The sequence below is a fragment of the Xanthomonas sp. NCPPB 2250 genome (genome assembly GCF_056725265.1).
Genome location: NZ_CM161520.1, coordinates 1,821,256 through 1,836,757 on the forward strand (window position 1 = coordinate 1,821,256; position 15,502 = coordinate 1,836,757).

Genomic DNA, 15,502 nt, shown 5'->3' on the forward strand with positions numbered 1-15,502 from the left:
GACGGGCGCAGCGGCGGACGACATGCGCCGCGCAAGTTGCCGAAGCCGACATCCCGGTGGTGTATCGGCGGGCGTTGCGCCAGGCCACTCAACCCGGCGTCTTGTCCTTGTATCTGCAAAGATCGCGGATCGCACACTGCGGGCAGTCGGGCTTGCGCGCCTTGCACACGTAGCGGCCGTGCAGGATCAGCCAGTGGTGCGCGTCGTGCAGGAACTGCGCCGGCACGCGCTTGAGCAAGGCGTCCTCGACCGCGCGCACGTCCTTGCCCGGGGCAAGCCCGGTGCGGTTGGCGACGCGGAAGATGTGCGTGTCCACCGCCATGGTCGGTTCGCCGAAGGCGGTGTTGAGCACCACGTTGGCGGTCTTGCGGCCGACCCCGGGCAGCGCTTCCAGCGCGGCGCGCGAGCGCGGCACCTCGCCGCCGTGCTGCTCGACCAGGATGCGGCAGGTGGCGATGACGTTCTTGGCCTTGGCGTTGAACAGGCCGATGGTGGAGATGTAGCGCTTCAGCCCGTCCTCGCCCAGCGCCAGGATCGCGGCCGGCGTGTTCGCCACCGGATACAGGCGCCGCGTGGCCTTGTTGACGCCGACGTCGGTGGCCTGCGCCGAGAGGATCACCGCGATCAGCAGTTCGAACGGGCTGTCGTATTCCAGCTCGGTGGTCGGGCTGGGGTTGAGTTCGGACAGCCGCGAGAACAGCTCGTGGATCTCGTCCTTGCTCAGCAGGCGTCCGCGCCGTGCAGGCGGGCTTGCGCTCGTGCTCGCGGTCGCGCTCATTGGCCGCCTCGCTGCGCGGCCTTGGCCTTGGCGCGGGCCAGAATCGCCGCGGCGGCCGCAGGCAGGGCCGGCGCGCCCGGTGTGGCCGTGGTCGACGTCGAGGCGATCGCTGTCGTTGCCGCACGTCGCGCCTGGCGCGCATTGGCATGTCGCTCCAGGCGCGCGCTGCGCGCCCGGTAGCGCGCACGCGCGTCCCACGCATCGCGCAGGCGCTGCTGCGCGGCCAGCACCTGCGCGCGCAACTGCGGATGCGCCGGGTCCAGGCGATCGTCGTCCGGATCGGTGCCGCGGTAGTCCATCAGGCCGCCGTCGATCGCGGCATCCAGATCGTCGTCCAGGATCCAGCGGAGCAACTGCAGCGGCGTGGCGGGAGCGGGGGCGTGCGACATCGTGTGCGGGCTCAGCGGTTGCGGAACTGCGGCGGGCGCCGCTCCAGGAAGGCGCGGGTGCCTTCGCGCATGTCCTCGCTGGAGAACAGCAGGCCGAATTGCGCGGTTTCGTACTCCAGCCCCTGTTCGATCGCGCTTTCGCCACCGATCTGGATCGCGTCGAGGATGCCGCGCAGCGCCAGCGGCGCGGCATCGGCCAGTTGCTGCGCCAATTTCAGCGTGGTCGCCTGCAGTTCGCCGGCGGCGACCACGCGGTTGACCAGGCCCAACTGCAGTGCGCGCGCCGCGTCGATCGGCGCGCCGAGCAGGCACAGTTCCAGCGCCGCGGGGCGGCCGATCAGCCGCAGCAGGCGCTGGGTGCCGCCGAAGCCGGGAATCAGCCCGAGATTGATCTCCGGCTGGCCCAGGCGCGCGCCCTCGGCGGCCACGCGCAGGTGGCAGGCCATCGCCAGTTCCAGCCCGCCGCCGAGGGCGAAGCCGTTGACCATCGCCAGCACCGGCTTGGGCATGCGCTCGATCCGGCGCATCAGGCGCTGGCCCAGTTGCGAGAAATCGCGGCCCTGCACCGGTGTCAGTTCGTTCATTTCGGCGATGTCGGCGCCGGCCACGAAGGCTTTCTCGCCGGCGCCGGTCAGCACCACCACGCGGATCTGCGGGTCGTCCGCGGCCGCGGCGAAGGCCGCATCCAGCGCCTGCAAAACCTGGCGATTCAAGGCGTTGAGCTTGTCGGCTCGATTCACGGTGAGGATGCGGATCGCACCCTGGGTATCGGCGAGGACCGGCGTGCCGGACATGTGCATTCCTGGTTGTTAAAAAAAAGTAATGGGAACTCTGGGCGGGCCGTACCAGTCAGAGCAGCGTCGTCGGTAGCGGTTATGCGCCGCGGCGGCTATCCTAACGCGTCATCTCAGGCGGCACGGGCCGCCCTGTGCCACCACCCTGGAGAATTGTTTGATGAAGTTGCGTTCTATTGCGGTCGCTGTCGCGGCCCTCGCCCTGAGCGGCAATGCGTTCGCCCAGGACACCTCGTCCGAGAAGGGCAAGCTGAGCTATTACTTCGGCTACGACTACGGCAACAACCTTGCCGAACTCACCGGCCGCGGCGAGCAGCTCGATATCAATGCGGTGGTGAAGGGCTTGCAGGACGCCTACGCCAAGAAGCAGCCGGCGGTCAGCGCCGACCAGCTGAAGCCGGCGGTGGAAGCGTTCCAGAAGCGCGAGCAGGCCCGCGCCCAGCAGGCCAAGGCCGACTACGAGAAGGCCGCTGCCGAGAACAAGACCAAGAGCGACCAGTTCATGGCCCAGAACAAGGCCAAGGCTGGCGTGCAGACGCTGCCGAGCGGCGTGCAGTACCGCGTGATCGAGGCCGGCAAGGGTGCCAAGCCGACCCAGGCCAGCACCGTGCAGCTGGAAGTGGCCGGTCCGTACCCGTTCGGCCAGCGTCCGGCGCAGGCGCGTCCGGCGCAGCAGATCCCGGCGATCAAGGTCAGCGAAGTCGAGATGCAGGCCATGCGCGACACGCTGCTGCAGATGCCGGCCGGCTCCAAGTGGGAAGTGACCCTGCCGCCGGACAAGGCCTACGGTGCCGACCCGCGTACGCCGTTCCCGCCGAACGTGGCGGTGCAGTTCGAGATCAAGCTGGTCAGCGTCAAGTAAGCACGCCGTTCCAGTGCACGACGATTGCGCCGGCAGCGATGCCGGCGCAATTTTTTTTGGCAGGCAACGACGGCGCCGACGAATCGCGCTAGGCTGGCAAGGTGTCGAATCCGATGGATCCCGTTCCGCATGCCCTGCTCACGCCCTGCATCGGTCTCTGCCGTCTCGATGCGCAGGGTTATTGCGCCGGCTGCCTGCGCAGCGGCGACGAGATCGCACGCTGGCGCGGCATGAGCGACGCCGAACGCCGCCGCTACATGGACGAGGTCCTGCCGGGCCGCGGCTGGTCGCCGTCGCCGGGGCAGCGTTTGGCCGAACGCGCGCACCTGCTGCGCGCACTGCACCCGCTGCAGCAGCCGCCGGCGGGGCCGGGCTGGAACCACCACGAACTGCAGGATCTGCTGCCGGACGGCGCGCCGGTGGAAGCGGCGGTGCTGGCCGGCCTGGTGCCGCGTGCCGATGGCACCCACGTGCTGCTGACCCGGCGCACCGACAGCCTGCGTCACCACGGCGGCCAGGTCAGCTTTCCCGGCGGCCGCATCGAGGCCAGCGACGCCGATGCGGTGGCCGCGGCGCTGCGCGAGAGCGAGGAGGAGATCGCGCTGGCGGCGACCCAGGCCGAGCCGCTGGGCTACCTGGATCCGTTCGTCACCATCAGCGGCTTCCGGGTGATGCCGGTGGTCGCGGCGATCGATCCGCGCTTCGTGCCGCAGCCGCATCCGGGCGAGGTGGCCGAGGTGTTCGAGGTGCCGCTGGCCTACCTGATGGCGCCCGACAACCTGCGCAGCATCGAGACCGATTACCGCGGACGCCCGCGCGTCGTGCTGGAGTACGGCTGGCCCGGCCAGCGGATCTGGGGCGCGACCGCGGCGATCCTGCTCAACCTGCGTCGCCGACTGGAGCAAGCCGCATGACCGCAACGTCCCCCGAATGGCACACCCTGGTCGAGGCGCCGACGCTGGCCGCGGCGCTCGGCGATCCCACGCTGCGCCTGGTCGATGCGCGGTTCGTGCCGGCGGCGCTGCTCGATCCTGCTGCGGCGGCGGCCGCGCGCGAGGCCTATGCGCAATCGCACCTGCCCGGCGCGGTGTACGCCGATCTGAACGCGGATCTGTCCGATCTCGGCCGTCCCGGCCTGGGCCGGCATCCGCTGCCGGACGACGCGGCCTTCGCGCGCACGCTCGGCCAATGGGGCATCGGCCCGCAGCGCCAGGTGGTGGTGTACGACGCTGGCGACGGCAGCATGGCCGCTGCCCGCCTGTGGTGGATGCTGGGCCTGCTCGGCCATCGCCGGGTCGCCGTGCTCGACGGCGGCCTGGCCGAATGGCGCCGGCTCGGCCTGCCGGAAACCGACGCGGCCTCCGCGCCGTCGCCGCTGCCGCCGTATCCGCAGGCGTTCGATGCGGCGCGCATCGTCTCCGCCGAGGAGGTGGCCGCGCGCCTGCACGAGGCGCCGGGCTGGTTGCTGGATGCGCGCCCCGGCGAGCGCTTCCGTGGCGAGGTGGAGCCGATCGACCCGCTGCCCGGGCACGTGCCCGGCGCGCTCAACCGGCCGCTGGCGCAGAACCTGCGCGACGGCCGCCTGCGCCCGGCGCAGGAATTGCGCGCGGAACTGCAGCCGCTGCTGCAGGGGCGCGATCCGCGCGAGGTGGTGCTGATGTGCGGCTCCGGCGTCACCGCCTGCCATCTGCTGTTGGCGCTGGAGCATGCCGGCCTGCACGGCGCGCGCGTGTATGCCGGCTCCTGGAGCGGCTGGATCGCCGATCCGGCACGGCCGCGCGCCATCGGCTAGGGCCGGCGCCGGTCCACACGGAACGCATGCACGATGGCACGCGACAGGGGCGGCACCATGCGCTGGCGTGAGGCCTGCGGGCTGGCGATGCTGCTGGGCCTGGCCGCCTGCGGCGACCGCCGCGCGGCGGCCGATGGCGCCGACGCCTCGCCGCGCGCGCAATCGGCCACGCACTATCGCGAGGCGGTGCAGCGTGGCCGCGCGCAGCGCCTGGCGACGTTGCGGGCGCCGTCCGGCTGGTTGAGCTATACCGGCTCTGGCCGCCTGCACAGCGGCCTGCACCGGGTCGGCAGCGCACCCGACAACGATGTGCAGTTGCCGGCCGGTCCGGCGCATCTGGGCGTGCTGCAGGTGGATCCGCAGGAGGGCGTGCAGTTCCAGCCCGCAGCGGACGCGCCGGTGCAGGTGAACAGCCAGCCGTTCGCCGGCGGCCGCCTGGAGACCGACGCGGCGCACGGCACCGAGACCCGGGTGATGCTGGGGGCGCAGGAGTTCTACGTGGTGCGCACCGGCAACCTGTTTGGCTGGCGCTTCCGGGATCCGCAGGCGCCGGCGCGCGCGCGCTTCCGCGGCATCGACTACTTCCCGATCGATCCGCAGTGGCGGGTGGTGGCCGACTGGCACCCGGTGCCGGCGCCGCGTGCGATGGTGCTGCTCACCTCGATCGGCACGCCGCAGCCGCTGGCCCTGGTCGGCAGCGCCGACTTCGTGCTGCAGGGGCGGCGCTACCGCCTGCAGGTGCTGCGCGACGGCGCCGGCCAGCGTCTGTTCCTGCCGTTCTCCGATCGCACCAGCGGCCGCGAGAGCTATGGCGGCGCCCGCTATCTGTTCGTGCCGGCGCCGCAGGGTGGCCGCATCGTGCTGGATTTCAACCTGGCGCAGAACCCGCCGTGCGCGTTCACCCCGCACGTGGTGTGTCCGCTGGCGCCGGTCGGCAATCGCCTGGACGTGGCGGTGACCGCGGGCGAGAAGAACTACGTCGGCGTGCACTGAGCGCGCGTGGAATTTCCGTAGGAGCGGCTTCAGCCGCGACGGGCGGTTCCCGGTGAAGCCGTCGCGGCTGAAGCCGCTCCTACGGGGAGCGTGCGAATGCGGCGCTGTCTGCTACTCCATCGCGGCCCGGATCGACCGTTCCAATCCACCTCCAGCGCGATCACACAGGCGGCGCATACGGCGCCAGCGCCACCGCCTCCAGCACCTGCGGCCATGGGAAGCGCGGACCCGGATCCAGCTTGCGCTGCACCTGCCGCGTCGGATCGTCGCTGGCCGGTTCCAGGCTGCGGTCCAGCGCGTCGTGTCCGGCGATGTGGTGCAGCTGCGGCAGTTCCGCGCGCAACTGCTGCAGCAGCCGGATCAGCGCCTGCACTTGCGCTGGCGAGTAGTCCTCCGTCATCGCCTGGTGGCGCGAATCCAGCCACAGCGGATAGCGCCCGCGGTTGACCAGTTCGATGCCCAGCGATTGCCGGTTGTAGCCGCGCACGTGGTGCGCGATCCGCTGCAGCGGCACGTAGCGGTGCACGCTGCCGTCGCGGTCGATGTAGAAATGGCCGCTGTTGCCGGTGCCCGACGGATACAGCACGCGTTCGCCATACAGGCGCGCGCTGGCCAGGTCCGGCAGCTCGGTGCAGTGGATCACCGCCAGCGTGATGCTGTCCGGCGCGCGCTCCTCCAGCAGTCCGACGTAGGGCAGGGGCGCATCGTGGATCGGCAACGGCGAGGTGGGCGGCATGCGCGGATGCTAGCATTCGCCGATGACCCTGAATTCCGAAAGCCCGCTGGCGACCCTGCTGGCCACACTGCCGCGCGCCGGACGCGTGGAATGGATCGGCCTGCGCCCGGCGCGCGACGTGCCGATGCACGCCGTCGACGCCGCTGCGGCGCAGACCGATGGCGGCCTGCACGGCGATCGCTACGCCGGCCGCAACGGCAAGCGCGGCGTGACCCTGATCCAGGCCGAACACTTGCCGGCGATCGCCGCGCTGGCCGGGCATGCGGCGGTGGCGCCGGCGACCCTGCGGCGCAACGTGGTGGTCTCGGGCATTCCGCTGATCGCACTGAAGGGGCGCCGCTTCCGCATCGGCGACGTCGAGCTGGAAGGCATCGCGCCGTGCGATCCGTGCTCGCGCATGGAGCAGGCGCTGGGGCCCGGCGGCTACAACGCCATGCGCGGCCACGGCGGCCTGTGCGCACGCATCGTGCAGGGCGGCACGCTGCGGCTGGGCGATGCGGTGGTGGCGCTGTGAGCCGCGGCCACTGCATCCTCTCGCACGGCTTCGAGAGCGGGCCGGACGCGATCAAGGTGACCGCATTGGCCGAGGTGGCGGAACGCCTGGGCTGGAGCCATTCGCGCCCGGACTACACCGACCTGGATGCGCGCCGCGACATCAGCCCGCTGGGCGACGTGCCGACGCGCCTGCAGCGCCTGCTGGAACTGGCGCAGGCGGCGGCGCAGCGCGGGCCGGTCGTACTGGCCGGTTCCAGCCTCGGCGCCTACATCGCCGCGCAGGTGTCGCTGCACGTGCCGGTGCGCGGCCTGTTCCTGATGGTGCCGCCGACGCGGATGGGGCACATGCCGGCGCTGGATGCGGCACCGGTGCCGACCTCGGTGGTGCATGCCTGGCGCGACGAACTGATTCCCGCCAGTGAAGTGATCGCCTGGGCGCAGGCGCGTGCCGCGCGGTTGTTGCTGGTCGACGACACGCACCGCCTGGGCGAGCACGTGGCGACCTCGGCGCAGGCCTTCGCCGAGCTGCTGGAGCGCCTGTGAGCGCATCCGACGACATGCTGTTGCGCGCCGAGCGGCCGGCCGACGCGGCGGCGATCGAGGCGCTGACCCTGGTCGCCTTCTTCCGCGTCGCGCACAGCCGCCACGACGAGCAGGACATCATCGAACGGCTGCGCGCGGACGGCGCGCTGACCCTGTCGCTGGTGATCGAGCACGAGGGCTACATCGTCGGCCATGTCGCGGTGTCGCCAGTGAGCCTGTCCGACGACAGCCGCGGCTGGTACGGGCTGGGACCGCTGTCGGTGGGGCCGGGCCACCAGCGCCAGGGCCTGGGCACGCGCCTGGTGCGCGAGGCGCTGGCGCAGTTGCAGGCGCTGGGCGCGGCCGGCTGCGTGGTGCTGGGCGACCCGGCCTACTACGCGCGTTTCGGCTTCCGCCCGGAACCTGGGCTGACGCTGCCGGGTGCGCCGGTCGAGGCCTTCCAGGCGCTGGCTTTCGGCGAGCGCCTGCCGCCGATGGCCGAGGTGGCCTACCACCCGGCGTTCCTGTCCGCGGCCTGAGCCAGCGCGGCGCACCGTGGCCCGTCGCGGTCGGGGTGCGTTAGCATCGTTCCGCGTCCACCCCGATCGAGGAACCACGCCGATGCGCCATTGATGCCGCCGTCTTCGCGACGGCCTTCGTCCTTCCTGCCGAGCGATCGGCGGGCACGACCGGCATCCATGGAGGTTCCCATGACGCATCCGCTGCTTGCGCTGGACAGCGCGACCCATGTCCTGCCCGACGGCAGGATCCTGTTCTCCGATCTGCACTTCGCGCTCGATGCGCGCCGCACCGGCCTGGTCGGCCGCAACGGCGTCGGCAAGAGCGTGTTCGCACGCCTGCTCGCCGGCGAACTGACGCCCAGCGCCGGACGCTGCGTGCGCCACGGCCGCCTGCATTACGTGCCGCAGCAGATCGCGCCGGCGCCGCATGCCACCGTCGCCGACCTGGCCGGCGTGGGCGCGGCGTTGCGGGCGCTGGCGCGGATCGAGGCAGGCAGTGCCGACGTGGCCGATTTCGACGCGCTCGGCGAACGCTGGGACATCGCCCAGCGCCTGCAGGCGCAGCTGCACGCGCACGACCTCGGCGCGCTGGAGCCGCACCGCCTGGCAGCCACGCTCAGCGGCGGCGAAGCGATGCGGGTGGCGCTGGTCGGTGCCTGGCTGGCCGATGCCGATGCGCTGATCCTGGACGAGCCGACCCTGCACCTGGACGCGGCGCAGCGGCAGCGCCTGCGCGAGGCGCTGCAGCGCTGGCCGGGCGGCCTGCTGGTGATCAGCCACGATGCGCTGCTGCTGCAGGACATGCAGCGCACGCTGGAACTGTCGCCAGGCGGGCTGCGCGACTATGGCGGCGATTACGCGTTCTACCTGCGGTGCCGGACGCGCGAGCGCGAGGCCGCGCAGGCCGAACTGGCGCAGCACAAGCTGCAGCACGCGCGCGACAACGCCGCCTGGCAGGCGCAGCACGATCGACAGCAGCGGCGCAGTGCGCGCGGGCGGCAGCAGGCCGGCGCGGCCAACCAGGCGCCGATCCTGCTCGGCCGGCAGAAGCAGCGCAGCCAGGACAGCGCCGGCAAGCGCGTGCGCGATCATCAGGCCACGCAGGCGCGCAGCCTGGCGCGGATCGCCGAGGCCGCGCGCCAGGTACAGCCCGACGCGCCGGTGGCGCTGTTCGCGCCGCCGCCGGCCGATGCGGCCACCCGGCGCCTGGTCGAACTGCAGGCGCTGCGGCTGCCGTTCGCGCCGGCGACGCGGCAGCCGCTGGATCTGGTGGTGCAGGGCGGCGCACGGATCGGCGTGGTCGGGGCCAACGGCAGCGGCAAGTCGACCCTGCTGCGCGCGCTAGCAGGGCAGGTGGCGGCGCTGTCCGGCAGTTGCCGGGTGCGCGCCGCCAGCGCCTACCTGGATCAGTCGCTGGTGTCGCTGGACCCGGCGGCCACCGCGCTGGCGCAGGTGCAGGCCGCAGCGCCCGGCATCGCACTCGCCGACTTGCGCACGCGATTGGCCTTGCTCGGCCTGGACGCGCAGCGCATCGGCGTGCCCTGCGGCCAGCTCAGCGGCGGCGAACGGCTGAAGACCGCGCTGGCCTGCGCCTTCTACCGCACGCCGCCGGCCGAACTGCTGTTGCTGGACGAGCCGGACAACCACCTGGACCGCGAAGCCCGCGACGCACTGCGCGCGGTGCTGCTGCAGTATCCCGGCGCGCTGCTGGTGGTCTCGCACGATGCGGACTTCCTGGACACGCTGTGCCTGCAGCAGCGCTTGCAGGCCGATGCCGAGGCGTGGCGGCTGACGCCGTGGTGAGCGGCGTACGCTGCCGTCGACGGGGGCGGCCGCCGGGTGCTGGGCGGCGAGCGGGGAGGGCACCGACAGCGTCAGTGCCCTCGCCGCGATGGTCTGCGCAACCTGCAGCCTTCATCGATCCGTGCCGCGGTCGACGTGGCGCGTCGCAGGGCGGCGCGATGGCCGCCGCTCAGGCATCGGTGGAACGGCTCACCGCCTCCCACGCGGCGATGTCGGTCGTCAGGCGGTCGAGCTTGTCGCGCACCAGGCCCAGCGCGTCGCTCCCCAACAACAGATGTGCAGGTGGTGCAGGCGCGTCGATCAACGCCAGCATGGCCTGGGCGGCCTTGGCCGGGTCGCCGAGCTGACGGCCGCTCTTGGCCTGGCGGGCGTCGCGGATCGGATCGAACAGCGCGTCGTAGTCGGCGATGCTGCGTGGCGTCCTGACCATCGAACGGCCCGCCCAGTCGGTGCGGAACGACCCGGGCGCCACCGCCGTCACGTGGATGCCCAGCGTGGCGACCTCCTGTCCCAGTGCCTCGGAGATGCCCTCCAGCGCGAACTTACTGCCGCAGTAGTAGGCGATGCCGGGCATGGTGATGAAGCCGCCCATCGAGGTGATGTTGACGATGTGCCCGCGACGTCGCTGCCGCATGTAGGGCAGGACCGCCTGCATCATCGCCACGGCGCCGACCACGTTGACCTCGAGTTGGCGGCGCAGGTCCGCCAGCGGCGATTCCTCCAGGATGCCCTCGTGGCCGTAGCCGGCATTGTTGACCAGCACGTCCAGCGGCCCGACCGTGGCTTCGAGCTCGGCGACGAGGCCGGGAATGGCCTCGACGTCGGTGACGTCCAGCACGCGGGCGACCGCCCCGGCGCCGAGCGCCTCGAACTCCCGCCGTGCCTGCGCGCTGCGCACGGTGCCGACGACCCGATGCCCGGCCGCCAGCGCCGCTTGAGCCAGCGCGCGGCCGAAGCCGCTGCTGACGCCGGTGATGAGCAAGGTTTTCTGCTGCGTCATGGCACGCTCCTGAGGGGATGAGCGGCGAATGATGCGATGATCGACGCGCCGCGCCGATGCCGCGACCTCTGCAATCCTTGACTGTTCCTATGACTGTTGCCGCCAGTTCCGTGGACCTGCTGCGTGCCCTGGCACCGCAGGAGGGCTACAACCTGACCGCCTTGCCGGATGTCCGCGTGCTGCGTTCGGACCGGCCGCTGACCGATACGCCGGTGCTGTACGACCCGGGCATCGTCATCGTCTGCCAGGGCGCCAAGCGCGGCCATTTCGGCGCGTCGGTGTTCGTCTACGACGAGCAGCACTATCTGTCCGTCGCCGTCCCGGTGCCCTTCACCATGCAGTCCGATGGCAGCGCGGAGCGGCCATTGCTGGCGCTGTACCTGCACCTGGACTTCCAGCTCGCGGCCGGCCTGCTGGTCGAGCTCGACCAGGCCGGTCCGGTGCCGCTGGCGCAGGCGCCGGCGAGCATGCTGTCCAGCCCGATGGACGACACCATGCGACAGACCGTGCAGCGCCTGCTGCAGGCACTGAGCCGCCCGCTGGACGCGACGATCCTCGGCCGCGCGCTCGTGCGCGAGCTGTACTTCCGCGTGCTGACCGGGCCGCAAGGCCACGGGCTGCGCGCGGCCTTGACGCAGCAAGGCCACTTCGGCCGCATCGGTCGTGCCCTGCAGCGCATCCACCGCGATCACGCCCGACGGCTCGATGTCGCGCGGCTGGCGCGCGAGGCGGGGATGAGCACGCCCTCGTTCCATGCGCATTTCAAGGCGGTGACCCAGGTCGCGCCGATGCAGTATCTGAAGTCGATCCGCCTGCACCAGGCGCGGCTGCTGATGGCGCGCGAGGGCATGACCGCCGCGGCCGCCGGTCACGCGGTCGGCTACGAGAGCGCGTCGCAGTTCGCCCGCGAGTTCAAGCGCCTGTTCGGCCGGCCGCCGATGGCCGAAGCACGGCGCATGCGTGCCGAGTTCGCGGTGCCGCCGGCCATGCCCGGGGCCGGATTCGTGGCCTCGCATTGAGCGCTGCGTCGCGCGCCGCGGCGATGCCGGGCGTGTCCGCAGCATCGTCTGTACCCGCCACGGCGCCAGGCCGGTCGCACGCTGACGCGCGCGCCGGCAGGCCGGCATTGCTGCGCCAGCCAGGCGAGGGCGGTGAGGGCTGTCGCCGCGCACGGCGCCGGAGTGCCGCGCAGGCCCTGTGGTATTCTGCGCGCCGTTCCGGTGCGGTGCGTTCGCGTGCTCATCCCCGATCCGCGGCCGCGGCCGCGGCAACGCCGGATCCGGCGCCGGCGATGCGCCACGCGCGCGGCGTCCGCCGTGCCTCCCTCCCGTCCGTCCTGGTCCGCCTTCCGTGAAATTCTTCGTCTCCTGCGCCAAGGGCCTGGAATACCTGCTTGTCGATGAACTGCTCGCGCTCGGCGCGGCGCAGGCCACCGCCACCGTCGCCGGGGTCAATGCCGAAGGCAGCCTGCAGGACGCGCAGCGCGCGGTGCTGTGGTCGCGCCTGGCCAGCCGGGTGCTGTGGCCGTTGCAGTCCTTCGACTGCCCCGACGAGGCGGCGCTGTACGCCGGCGTGGCCGCGCTGCCGTGGCGCAGCCATCTGGCGCCGCAGCACACCCTGGCGGTGGACGCGCATGTGTCCGGCACCGGCATCACCCATGCGCGCTTCGCCGCCCAGCGGGTCAAGGACGCGGTGGTGGACACGCTGCGCGGCGAGGGCCTGGAGCGACCGTCGGTGGACGTGGAGCACCCGGACCTGCGCCTGAACCTGTCGCTGCGCAAGGGGCGCGCGACGCTGTCGGTGGATCTGGGCGGCGGCTCGCTGCACCGGCGCGGCTGGCGCCAGGCGCAGAACGAGGCGCCGCTGAAGGAGAACCTGGCCGCGGCGGTACTGCTGCGCGGGCAGTGGCCGGCGCTGTATGCGCAGGGCGGCGGGCTGCTGGATCCGATGTGCGGCAGCGGCACGCTGCTGATCGAAGGCGCGCTGATGGCCGCCGATGTCGCGCCGGGCCTGCTGCGCGGCGAACTGGCGGCGCAGCAGCGCGGCGACACCGATGCCGATGCCGCGCCGAGCCGCTGGCTGGGGTTCGATGTGGCGGCCTGGCGGACGCTGCTGGCCGAGGCGCGGCAGCGCGCCCAGGTCGGTCGCGCCGCGTTGCGGCCGGTGCTGTACGGCAGCGACATCGACCCGCATGCGCTGCGCGCGGCGCGCGAGAACGCGCTGGCGGCCGGCGTGGTCGAGGCGATCGCCTTCGCCGCGCACGACGTCGCGGCATTGCCTGCGCCGGCGCAGGCGTTGGGCACGGTGGTGTGCAATCCCCCCTACGACGAGCGCCTGGCCGCCGATGCGGCGCTGTACCGGCGCCTGGGCGATGCGCTCAAGCGCGCGGTGCCGCAGTGGCGCGCCAGCCTGCTGTGCGGCAGCGACGAACTGGCCTACGCCACCGGCCTGCGCGCGGCCAAGAAGTACCAGATGTTCAACGGCGCGCTGGAGTGCCCGTTGATCGTCTGCGACCCGATCGCGGTCGCGCCGCGTGCCGGCGCCACGGAGGAGCCGCGCGCGCTCAGCGACGGCGCGCAGATGGTCGCCAACCGCCTGCGCAAGAACCTGCGCAAGTTCAAGACCTGGCGCACGCGCGAGCGGATCGGCTGCTACCGCGCCTACGATGCCGACCTGCCCGAGTACGCGGCGGCGATCGACGTGTACGAGGAAGACGGCGGCCAGGCACGCACCTTCCTGCACGTGCAGGAGTACGCGGCGCCGGACAGCATTCCCGATGTGGACGTGCGCCGCCGCCGCAACGAACTGCTGGCGGCGGCGCGCGAGGTGTTCGCGGTGCCGGCCGAGCAGGTGGCGTTGAAGACCCGCGAACGCGGCAAGGGCGGCAGCAAGTACGGCCGTTTCGAGCAGCGCGGCGAGTTCCTGGTGGTGCGCGAGCACGACGCGTTGCTGCGGGTGAACCTGTTCGACTACCTGGATACCGGGCTGTTCCTCGACCACCGCCCGCTGCGCGGGGTGATGGCGCAACAGGCGCGCGGCAAGCGTTTCCTCAACCTGTTCTGCTACACCGGTGTGGCCAGCGTGCAGGCGGCGGTGGCCGGCGCCGATTCCACCACCAGCGTGGACCTGTCCGGCACCTATTTGCAGTGGTGCGCCGACAACCTGGCCTTCAACGGCAAGGGCGGCGCGCAGCACCGGCTGGTGCAGGCCGACGCGCTGAGCTGGCTGGAGGCCGAGAAGAACCGCTACGACGTTATCTTCTGCGACCCGCCGACCTTCTCCAACTCCGCGCGCGCCGAGGATTTCGACATCCAGCGCGAGCACGTGCGGCTGTTGCGCGCGGCGGTGGCGCGGCTGATGCCCGAGGGCGTGCTGTACTTCTCCAACAACTTCCGCCGCTTCAAGCTGGACGAGAACGCGCTGGCCGAATTCGCGGTGTGCGAGGAGATCAGCGCGCAGACCATCGACGTCGATTTCGAGCGCAACCCGCGCATCCACCGCGCCTGGCGCCTGCAGCGGCGTTGAGAAGCGGTGCCCTGTTTTTTTGTAGGAGCGGCTTCAGCCGCGATGGGCGTGACCGGTCACGCCCGTCGCGGAGCGTAGTGCGCTGTTCCTTCTCCATCCGGGAGAAGGTGCTCGAAGGGGCGGGTGAGGGTACGGGCGAAGGCGCGTGTCCTCGATCTCTGCGCGTCGCCTCGCGCCGTCCCCTCACCCAAACCCCGTCTCCCGGGGGGAGAGGGGCTTGTATCAACCGCCGTGTTGCCCCAGCGCGGCCTGCGCCTTGCCGCGTGGCGGCGGGTCATCCTCGGTCTCGCGCTCGTTCCAGTACGCCTGGATCTGCAGGATCTGCGGCAGGATCGCCTCGAACAACTGCACCAGGCGCGGCTCGAACTGGCTGCCGGCCTTGTCGCGGAACAGCGCCATGGCCTGTTCCAGCGGCCAGGCGTCCTTGTACGGGCGCGGCGAGGTGAGCGCATCGAACACGTCGGCCAGCGCCACGATCCGTGCCGATTCGGGAATCTGCGTGCCTGAAACGCCGGCCGGGTAACCGCCGCCGTCCCAGTGCTCGTGGTGGTACAGGGAGACCTCGGCGGCGAGCCGGAACAGCGGCGCGTTGCTGCGGCTGAGGATGTCGTAGCCGATCCGCGGGTGCCGCTTCATGACCTGCCACTCGGCGGCGTCCAGCGGCCCGGGCTTCTTCAGCACCGCATCGGGGATGCCGATCTTGCCGGTGTCGTGCATCGGCGCGGCCTGCTCCAGCAGGTCGGCGTCCTCGCACGACCAGCCGGCGGCCAGCGCGAGCGCGCGGGCGTAGGCGGCCATGCGCCAGATATGCGTGCCGGTGTCCGAGTCGCTGTAGTGGCCGGCCATGCCCAGCATCTCGATCGCGTCGCGGTGGCTGTCGGCCAGGCTGGTGGCGCTGACCAGCGACAGGTGGGTGCGCACCCGTGCGCGCAGGATGCTCGGCGAGTAGGGTTTGGTGATGTAGTCGACGCCGCCGGCGTCGAACCCGATGCTCTCGTCGGTGTCCTTGTCCTTGCCGGTGACGAAGATGATCGGGATCGCCGCGCTGCGCACGTCTTCCTTGAGGGTACGGGCGAGGGTGTAGCCGTCGATGTCGGGCAGGTCGACGTCCAGCAGGATCAGCGCCGGGCGGTGCTTGGCCACCCCGCGCAGGGCTTCGGCGCCGTTCTTGGCGAACACCAGCGCATAGTCCTCGCGCAGGAGCTGGCGGATCAGCGCCAGGTTGCTGGGTTCGTCATCGACACAGAGGATGCAAGGCTGGGTCATGGTGGGTTCCCGTCGGACACGCGCCG

Annotated in this window: 16 protein-coding genes; 10 read left to right on the plus strand and 6 right to left on the minus strand. The window is 71.8% G+C overall.

Annotated elements, in window-relative coordinates:
- Positions 1-88: 88 nt before the first annotated feature.
- From nth to AC1PMG_RS07585, 3 genes are read right to left on the minus strand one after another with little or no spacing between them, the layout of a single operon-like run.
- Positions 89-778, minus strand: a complete 690-nt coding sequence (nth, locus tag AC1PMG_RS07575; protein ID WP_481111180.1) for an endonuclease III — start codon at positions 776-778, stop codon at positions 89-91.
- Positions 775-1,167: a hypothetical protein gene (locus AC1PMG_RS07580; protein WP_481111181.1), complete on the minus strand. Its 393-nt coding sequence runs from the start codon at positions 1,165-1,167 to the stop codon at positions 775-777. The genes nth and AC1PMG_RS07580 overlap by 4 nt, the downstream gene beginning before the upstream one ends.
- A gap of 11 nt (positions 1,168-1,178) precedes the next feature.
- Positions 1,179-1,961: an enoyl-CoA hydratase/isomerase family protein gene (locus tag AC1PMG_RS07585; RefSeq protein WP_481111182.1), complete on the minus strand. Its 783-nt coding sequence runs from the start codon at positions 1,959-1,961 to the stop codon at positions 1,179-1,181.
- 160 nt (positions 1,962-2,121) lie between these two features.
- On the opposite strand from AC1PMG_RS07585, the gene AC1PMG_RS07590 reads away from it, so the two are divergent.
- The 4 genes from AC1PMG_RS07590 (at position 2,122) to AC1PMG_RS07605 (ending at position 5,608) form a co-directional block, all read left to right on the plus strand.
- On the plus strand, positions 2,122-2,823 hold the full coding sequence (locus AC1PMG_RS07590; RefSeq protein ID WP_242159305.1) for an FKBP-type peptidyl-prolyl cis-trans isomerase N-terminal domain-containing protein: 702 nt from the start codon (positions 2,122-2,124) through the stop codon (positions 2,821-2,823).
- Between the two features lie 113 nt (positions 2,824-2,936).
- A complete protein-coding gene (locus AC1PMG_RS07595; RefSeq protein WP_481111183.1) occupies positions 2,937-3,737 on the plus strand; it encodes an NUDIX hydrolase in 801 nt (266 codons plus the stop codon).
- Positions 3,734-4,615, plus strand: a complete 882-nt coding sequence (locus AC1PMG_RS07600; protein WP_481111184.1) for a sulfurtransferase — start codon at positions 3,734-3,736, stop codon at positions 4,613-4,615. The genes AC1PMG_RS07595 and AC1PMG_RS07600 overlap by 4 nt, the downstream gene beginning before the upstream one ends.
- A 57-nt stretch (positions 4,616-4,672) precedes the next feature.
- Positions 4,673-5,608 (plus strand): DUF1684 domain-containing protein, encoded by a 936-nt coding sequence (locus AC1PMG_RS07605; RefSeq protein WP_481111636.1) that lies wholly within the window; start codon positions 4,673-4,675, stop codon positions 5,606-5,608.
- Positions 5,609-5,768: 160 nt separating this feature from the next.
- On the opposite strand, the gene AC1PMG_RS07610 is transcribed toward AC1PMG_RS07605, so the two are convergent.
- Positions 5,769-6,344, minus strand: coding sequence for an N-acetylmuramoyl-L-alanine amidase (locus AC1PMG_RS07610; protein ID WP_481111185.1), 576 nt, complete (start codon positions 6,342-6,344; stop codon positions 5,769-5,771).
- 22 nt (positions 6,345-6,366) lie between these two features.
- On the opposite strand from AC1PMG_RS07610, the gene AC1PMG_RS07615 reads away from it, so the two are divergent.
- The 4 genes from AC1PMG_RS07615 (at position 6,367) to AC1PMG_RS07630 (ending at position 9,685) form a co-directional block, all read left to right on the plus strand.
- Positions 6,367-6,858: an MOSC domain-containing protein gene (locus AC1PMG_RS07615; RefSeq protein ID WP_481111186.1), complete on the plus strand. Its 492-nt coding sequence runs from the start codon at positions 6,367-6,369 to the stop codon at positions 6,856-6,858.
- Complete coding sequence (locus AC1PMG_RS07620; RefSeq protein ID WP_152247317.1) at positions 6,855-7,382, plus strand: alpha/beta fold hydrolase; 528 nt, start codon at positions 6,855-6,857, stop codon at positions 7,380-7,382. The genes AC1PMG_RS07615 and AC1PMG_RS07620 overlap by 4 nt, the downstream gene beginning before the upstream one ends.
- Before the next feature lie 14 nt (positions 7,383-7,396).
- The gene (locus tag AC1PMG_RS07625; RefSeq protein ID WP_481111637.1) at positions 7,397-7,900 is read left to right on the plus strand and encodes a GNAT family N-acetyltransferase; all 504 of its coding nucleotides are present in this window, start codon (positions 7,397-7,399) and stop codon (positions 7,898-7,900) included.
- Positions 7,901-8,071: 171 nt separating this feature from the next.
- Complete coding sequence (locus AC1PMG_RS07630) at positions 8,072-9,685, plus strand: ABC-F family ATP-binding cassette domain-containing protein (protein ID WP_481111187.1); 1,614 nt, start codon at positions 8,072-8,074, stop codon at positions 9,683-9,685.
- A 169-nt stretch (positions 9,686-9,854) separates the two neighbouring features.
- Here the strand turns inward: AC1PMG_RS07630 and AC1PMG_RS07635 are convergent, their stop codons facing one another.
- Positions 9,855-10,685 (minus strand): oxidoreductase, encoded by an 831-nt coding sequence (locus AC1PMG_RS07635; RefSeq protein WP_481111188.1) that lies wholly within the window; start codon positions 10,683-10,685, stop codon positions 9,855-9,857.
- Positions 10,686-10,774: 89 nt separating this feature from the next.
- On the opposite strand from AC1PMG_RS07635, the gene AC1PMG_RS07640 reads away from it, so the two are divergent.
- Positions 10,775-11,704, plus strand: coding sequence for an AraC family transcriptional regulator (locus AC1PMG_RS07640; protein WP_481111189.1), 930 nt, complete (start codon positions 10,775-10,777; stop codon positions 11,702-11,704).
- Positions 11,705-12,035: 331 nt separating this feature from the next.
- Positions 12,036-14,210 carry a bifunctional 23S rRNA (guanine(2069)-N(7))-methyltransferase RlmK/23S rRNA (guanine(2445)-N(2))-methyltransferase RlmL gene (rlmKL, locus tag AC1PMG_RS07645; protein ID WP_481111190.1) on the plus strand — a complete coding sequence of 725 codons (2,175 nt, stop codon included), beginning with the start codon at positions 12,036-12,038 and terminating at the stop codon, positions 14,208-14,210.
- A 222-nt stretch (positions 14,211-14,432) separates the two neighbouring features.
- On the opposite strand, the gene AC1PMG_RS07650 is transcribed toward rlmKL, so the two are convergent.
- The gene (locus AC1PMG_RS07650; RefSeq protein WP_481111191.1) at positions 14,433-15,476 is read right to left on the minus strand and encodes a response regulator; all 1,044 of its coding nucleotides are present in this window, start codon (positions 15,474-15,476) and stop codon (positions 14,433-14,435) included.
- Between the last annotated feature and the right edge of the window lie 26 nt (positions 15,477-15,502).

Excerpts from the sequence above, each read along its gene's own strand:
- AC1PMG_RS07580 (WP_481111181.1), bottom strand. The coding sequence starts at position 1,167 with ATGTCGCACGCCCCCGCTCCCGCCACGCCGCTGCAGTTGCTCCGCTGG.
- AC1PMG_RS07595 (WP_481111183.1), top strand. The coding sequence starts at position 2,937 with ATGGATCCCGTTCCGCATGCCCTGCTCACGCCCTGCATCGGTCTCTGC.
- AC1PMG_RS07585 (WP_481111182.1), bottom strand. The coding sequence starts at position 1,961 with ATGTCCGGCACGCCGGTCCTCGCCGATACCCAGGGTGCGATCCGCATC.
- AC1PMG_RS07640 (WP_481111189.1), top strand. The coding sequence starts at position 10,775 with ATGACTGTTGCCGCCAGTTCCGTGGACCTGCTGCGTGCCCTGGCACCG.
- AC1PMG_RS07630 (WP_481111187.1), top strand. The coding sequence starts at position 8,072 with ATGACGCATCCGCTGCTTGCGCTGGACAGCGCGACCCATGTCCTGCCC.
- AC1PMG_RS07590 (WP_242159305.1), top strand. The coding sequence starts at position 2,122 with ATGAAGTTGCGTTCTATTGCGGTCGCTGTCGCGGCCCTCGCCCTGAGC.
- AC1PMG_RS07605 (WP_481111636.1), top strand. The coding sequence starts at position 4,673 with ATGCGCTGGCGTGAGGCCTGCGGGCTGGCGATGCTGCTGGGCCTGGCC.
- AC1PMG_RS07625 (WP_481111637.1), top strand. The coding sequence starts at position 7,397 with ATGCTGTTGCGCGCCGAGCGGCCGGCCGACGCGGCGGCGATCGAGGCG.
- AC1PMG_RS07600 (WP_481111184.1), top strand. The coding sequence starts at position 3,734 with ATGACCGCAACGTCCCCCGAATGGCACACCCTGGTCGAGGCGCCGACG.
- AC1PMG_RS07615 (WP_481111186.1), top strand. The coding sequence starts at position 6,367 with ATGACCCTGAATTCCGAAAGCCCGCTGGCGACCCTGCTGGCCACACTG.
- nth (WP_481111180.1), bottom strand. The coding sequence starts at position 778 with ATGAGCGCGACCGCGAGCACGAGCGCAAGCCCGCCTGCACGGCGCGGA.
- AC1PMG_RS07650 (WP_481111191.1), bottom strand. The coding sequence starts at position 15,476 with ATGACCCAGCCTTGCATCCTCTGTGTCGATGACGAACCCAGCAACCTG.
- AC1PMG_RS07610 (WP_481111185.1), bottom strand. The coding sequence starts at position 6,344 with ATGCCGCCCACCTCGCCGTTGCCGATCCACGATGCGCCCCTGCCCTAC.
- AC1PMG_RS07635 (WP_481111188.1), bottom strand. The coding sequence starts at position 10,685 with ATGACGCAGCAGAAAACCTTGCTCATCACCGGCGTCAGCAGCGGCTTC.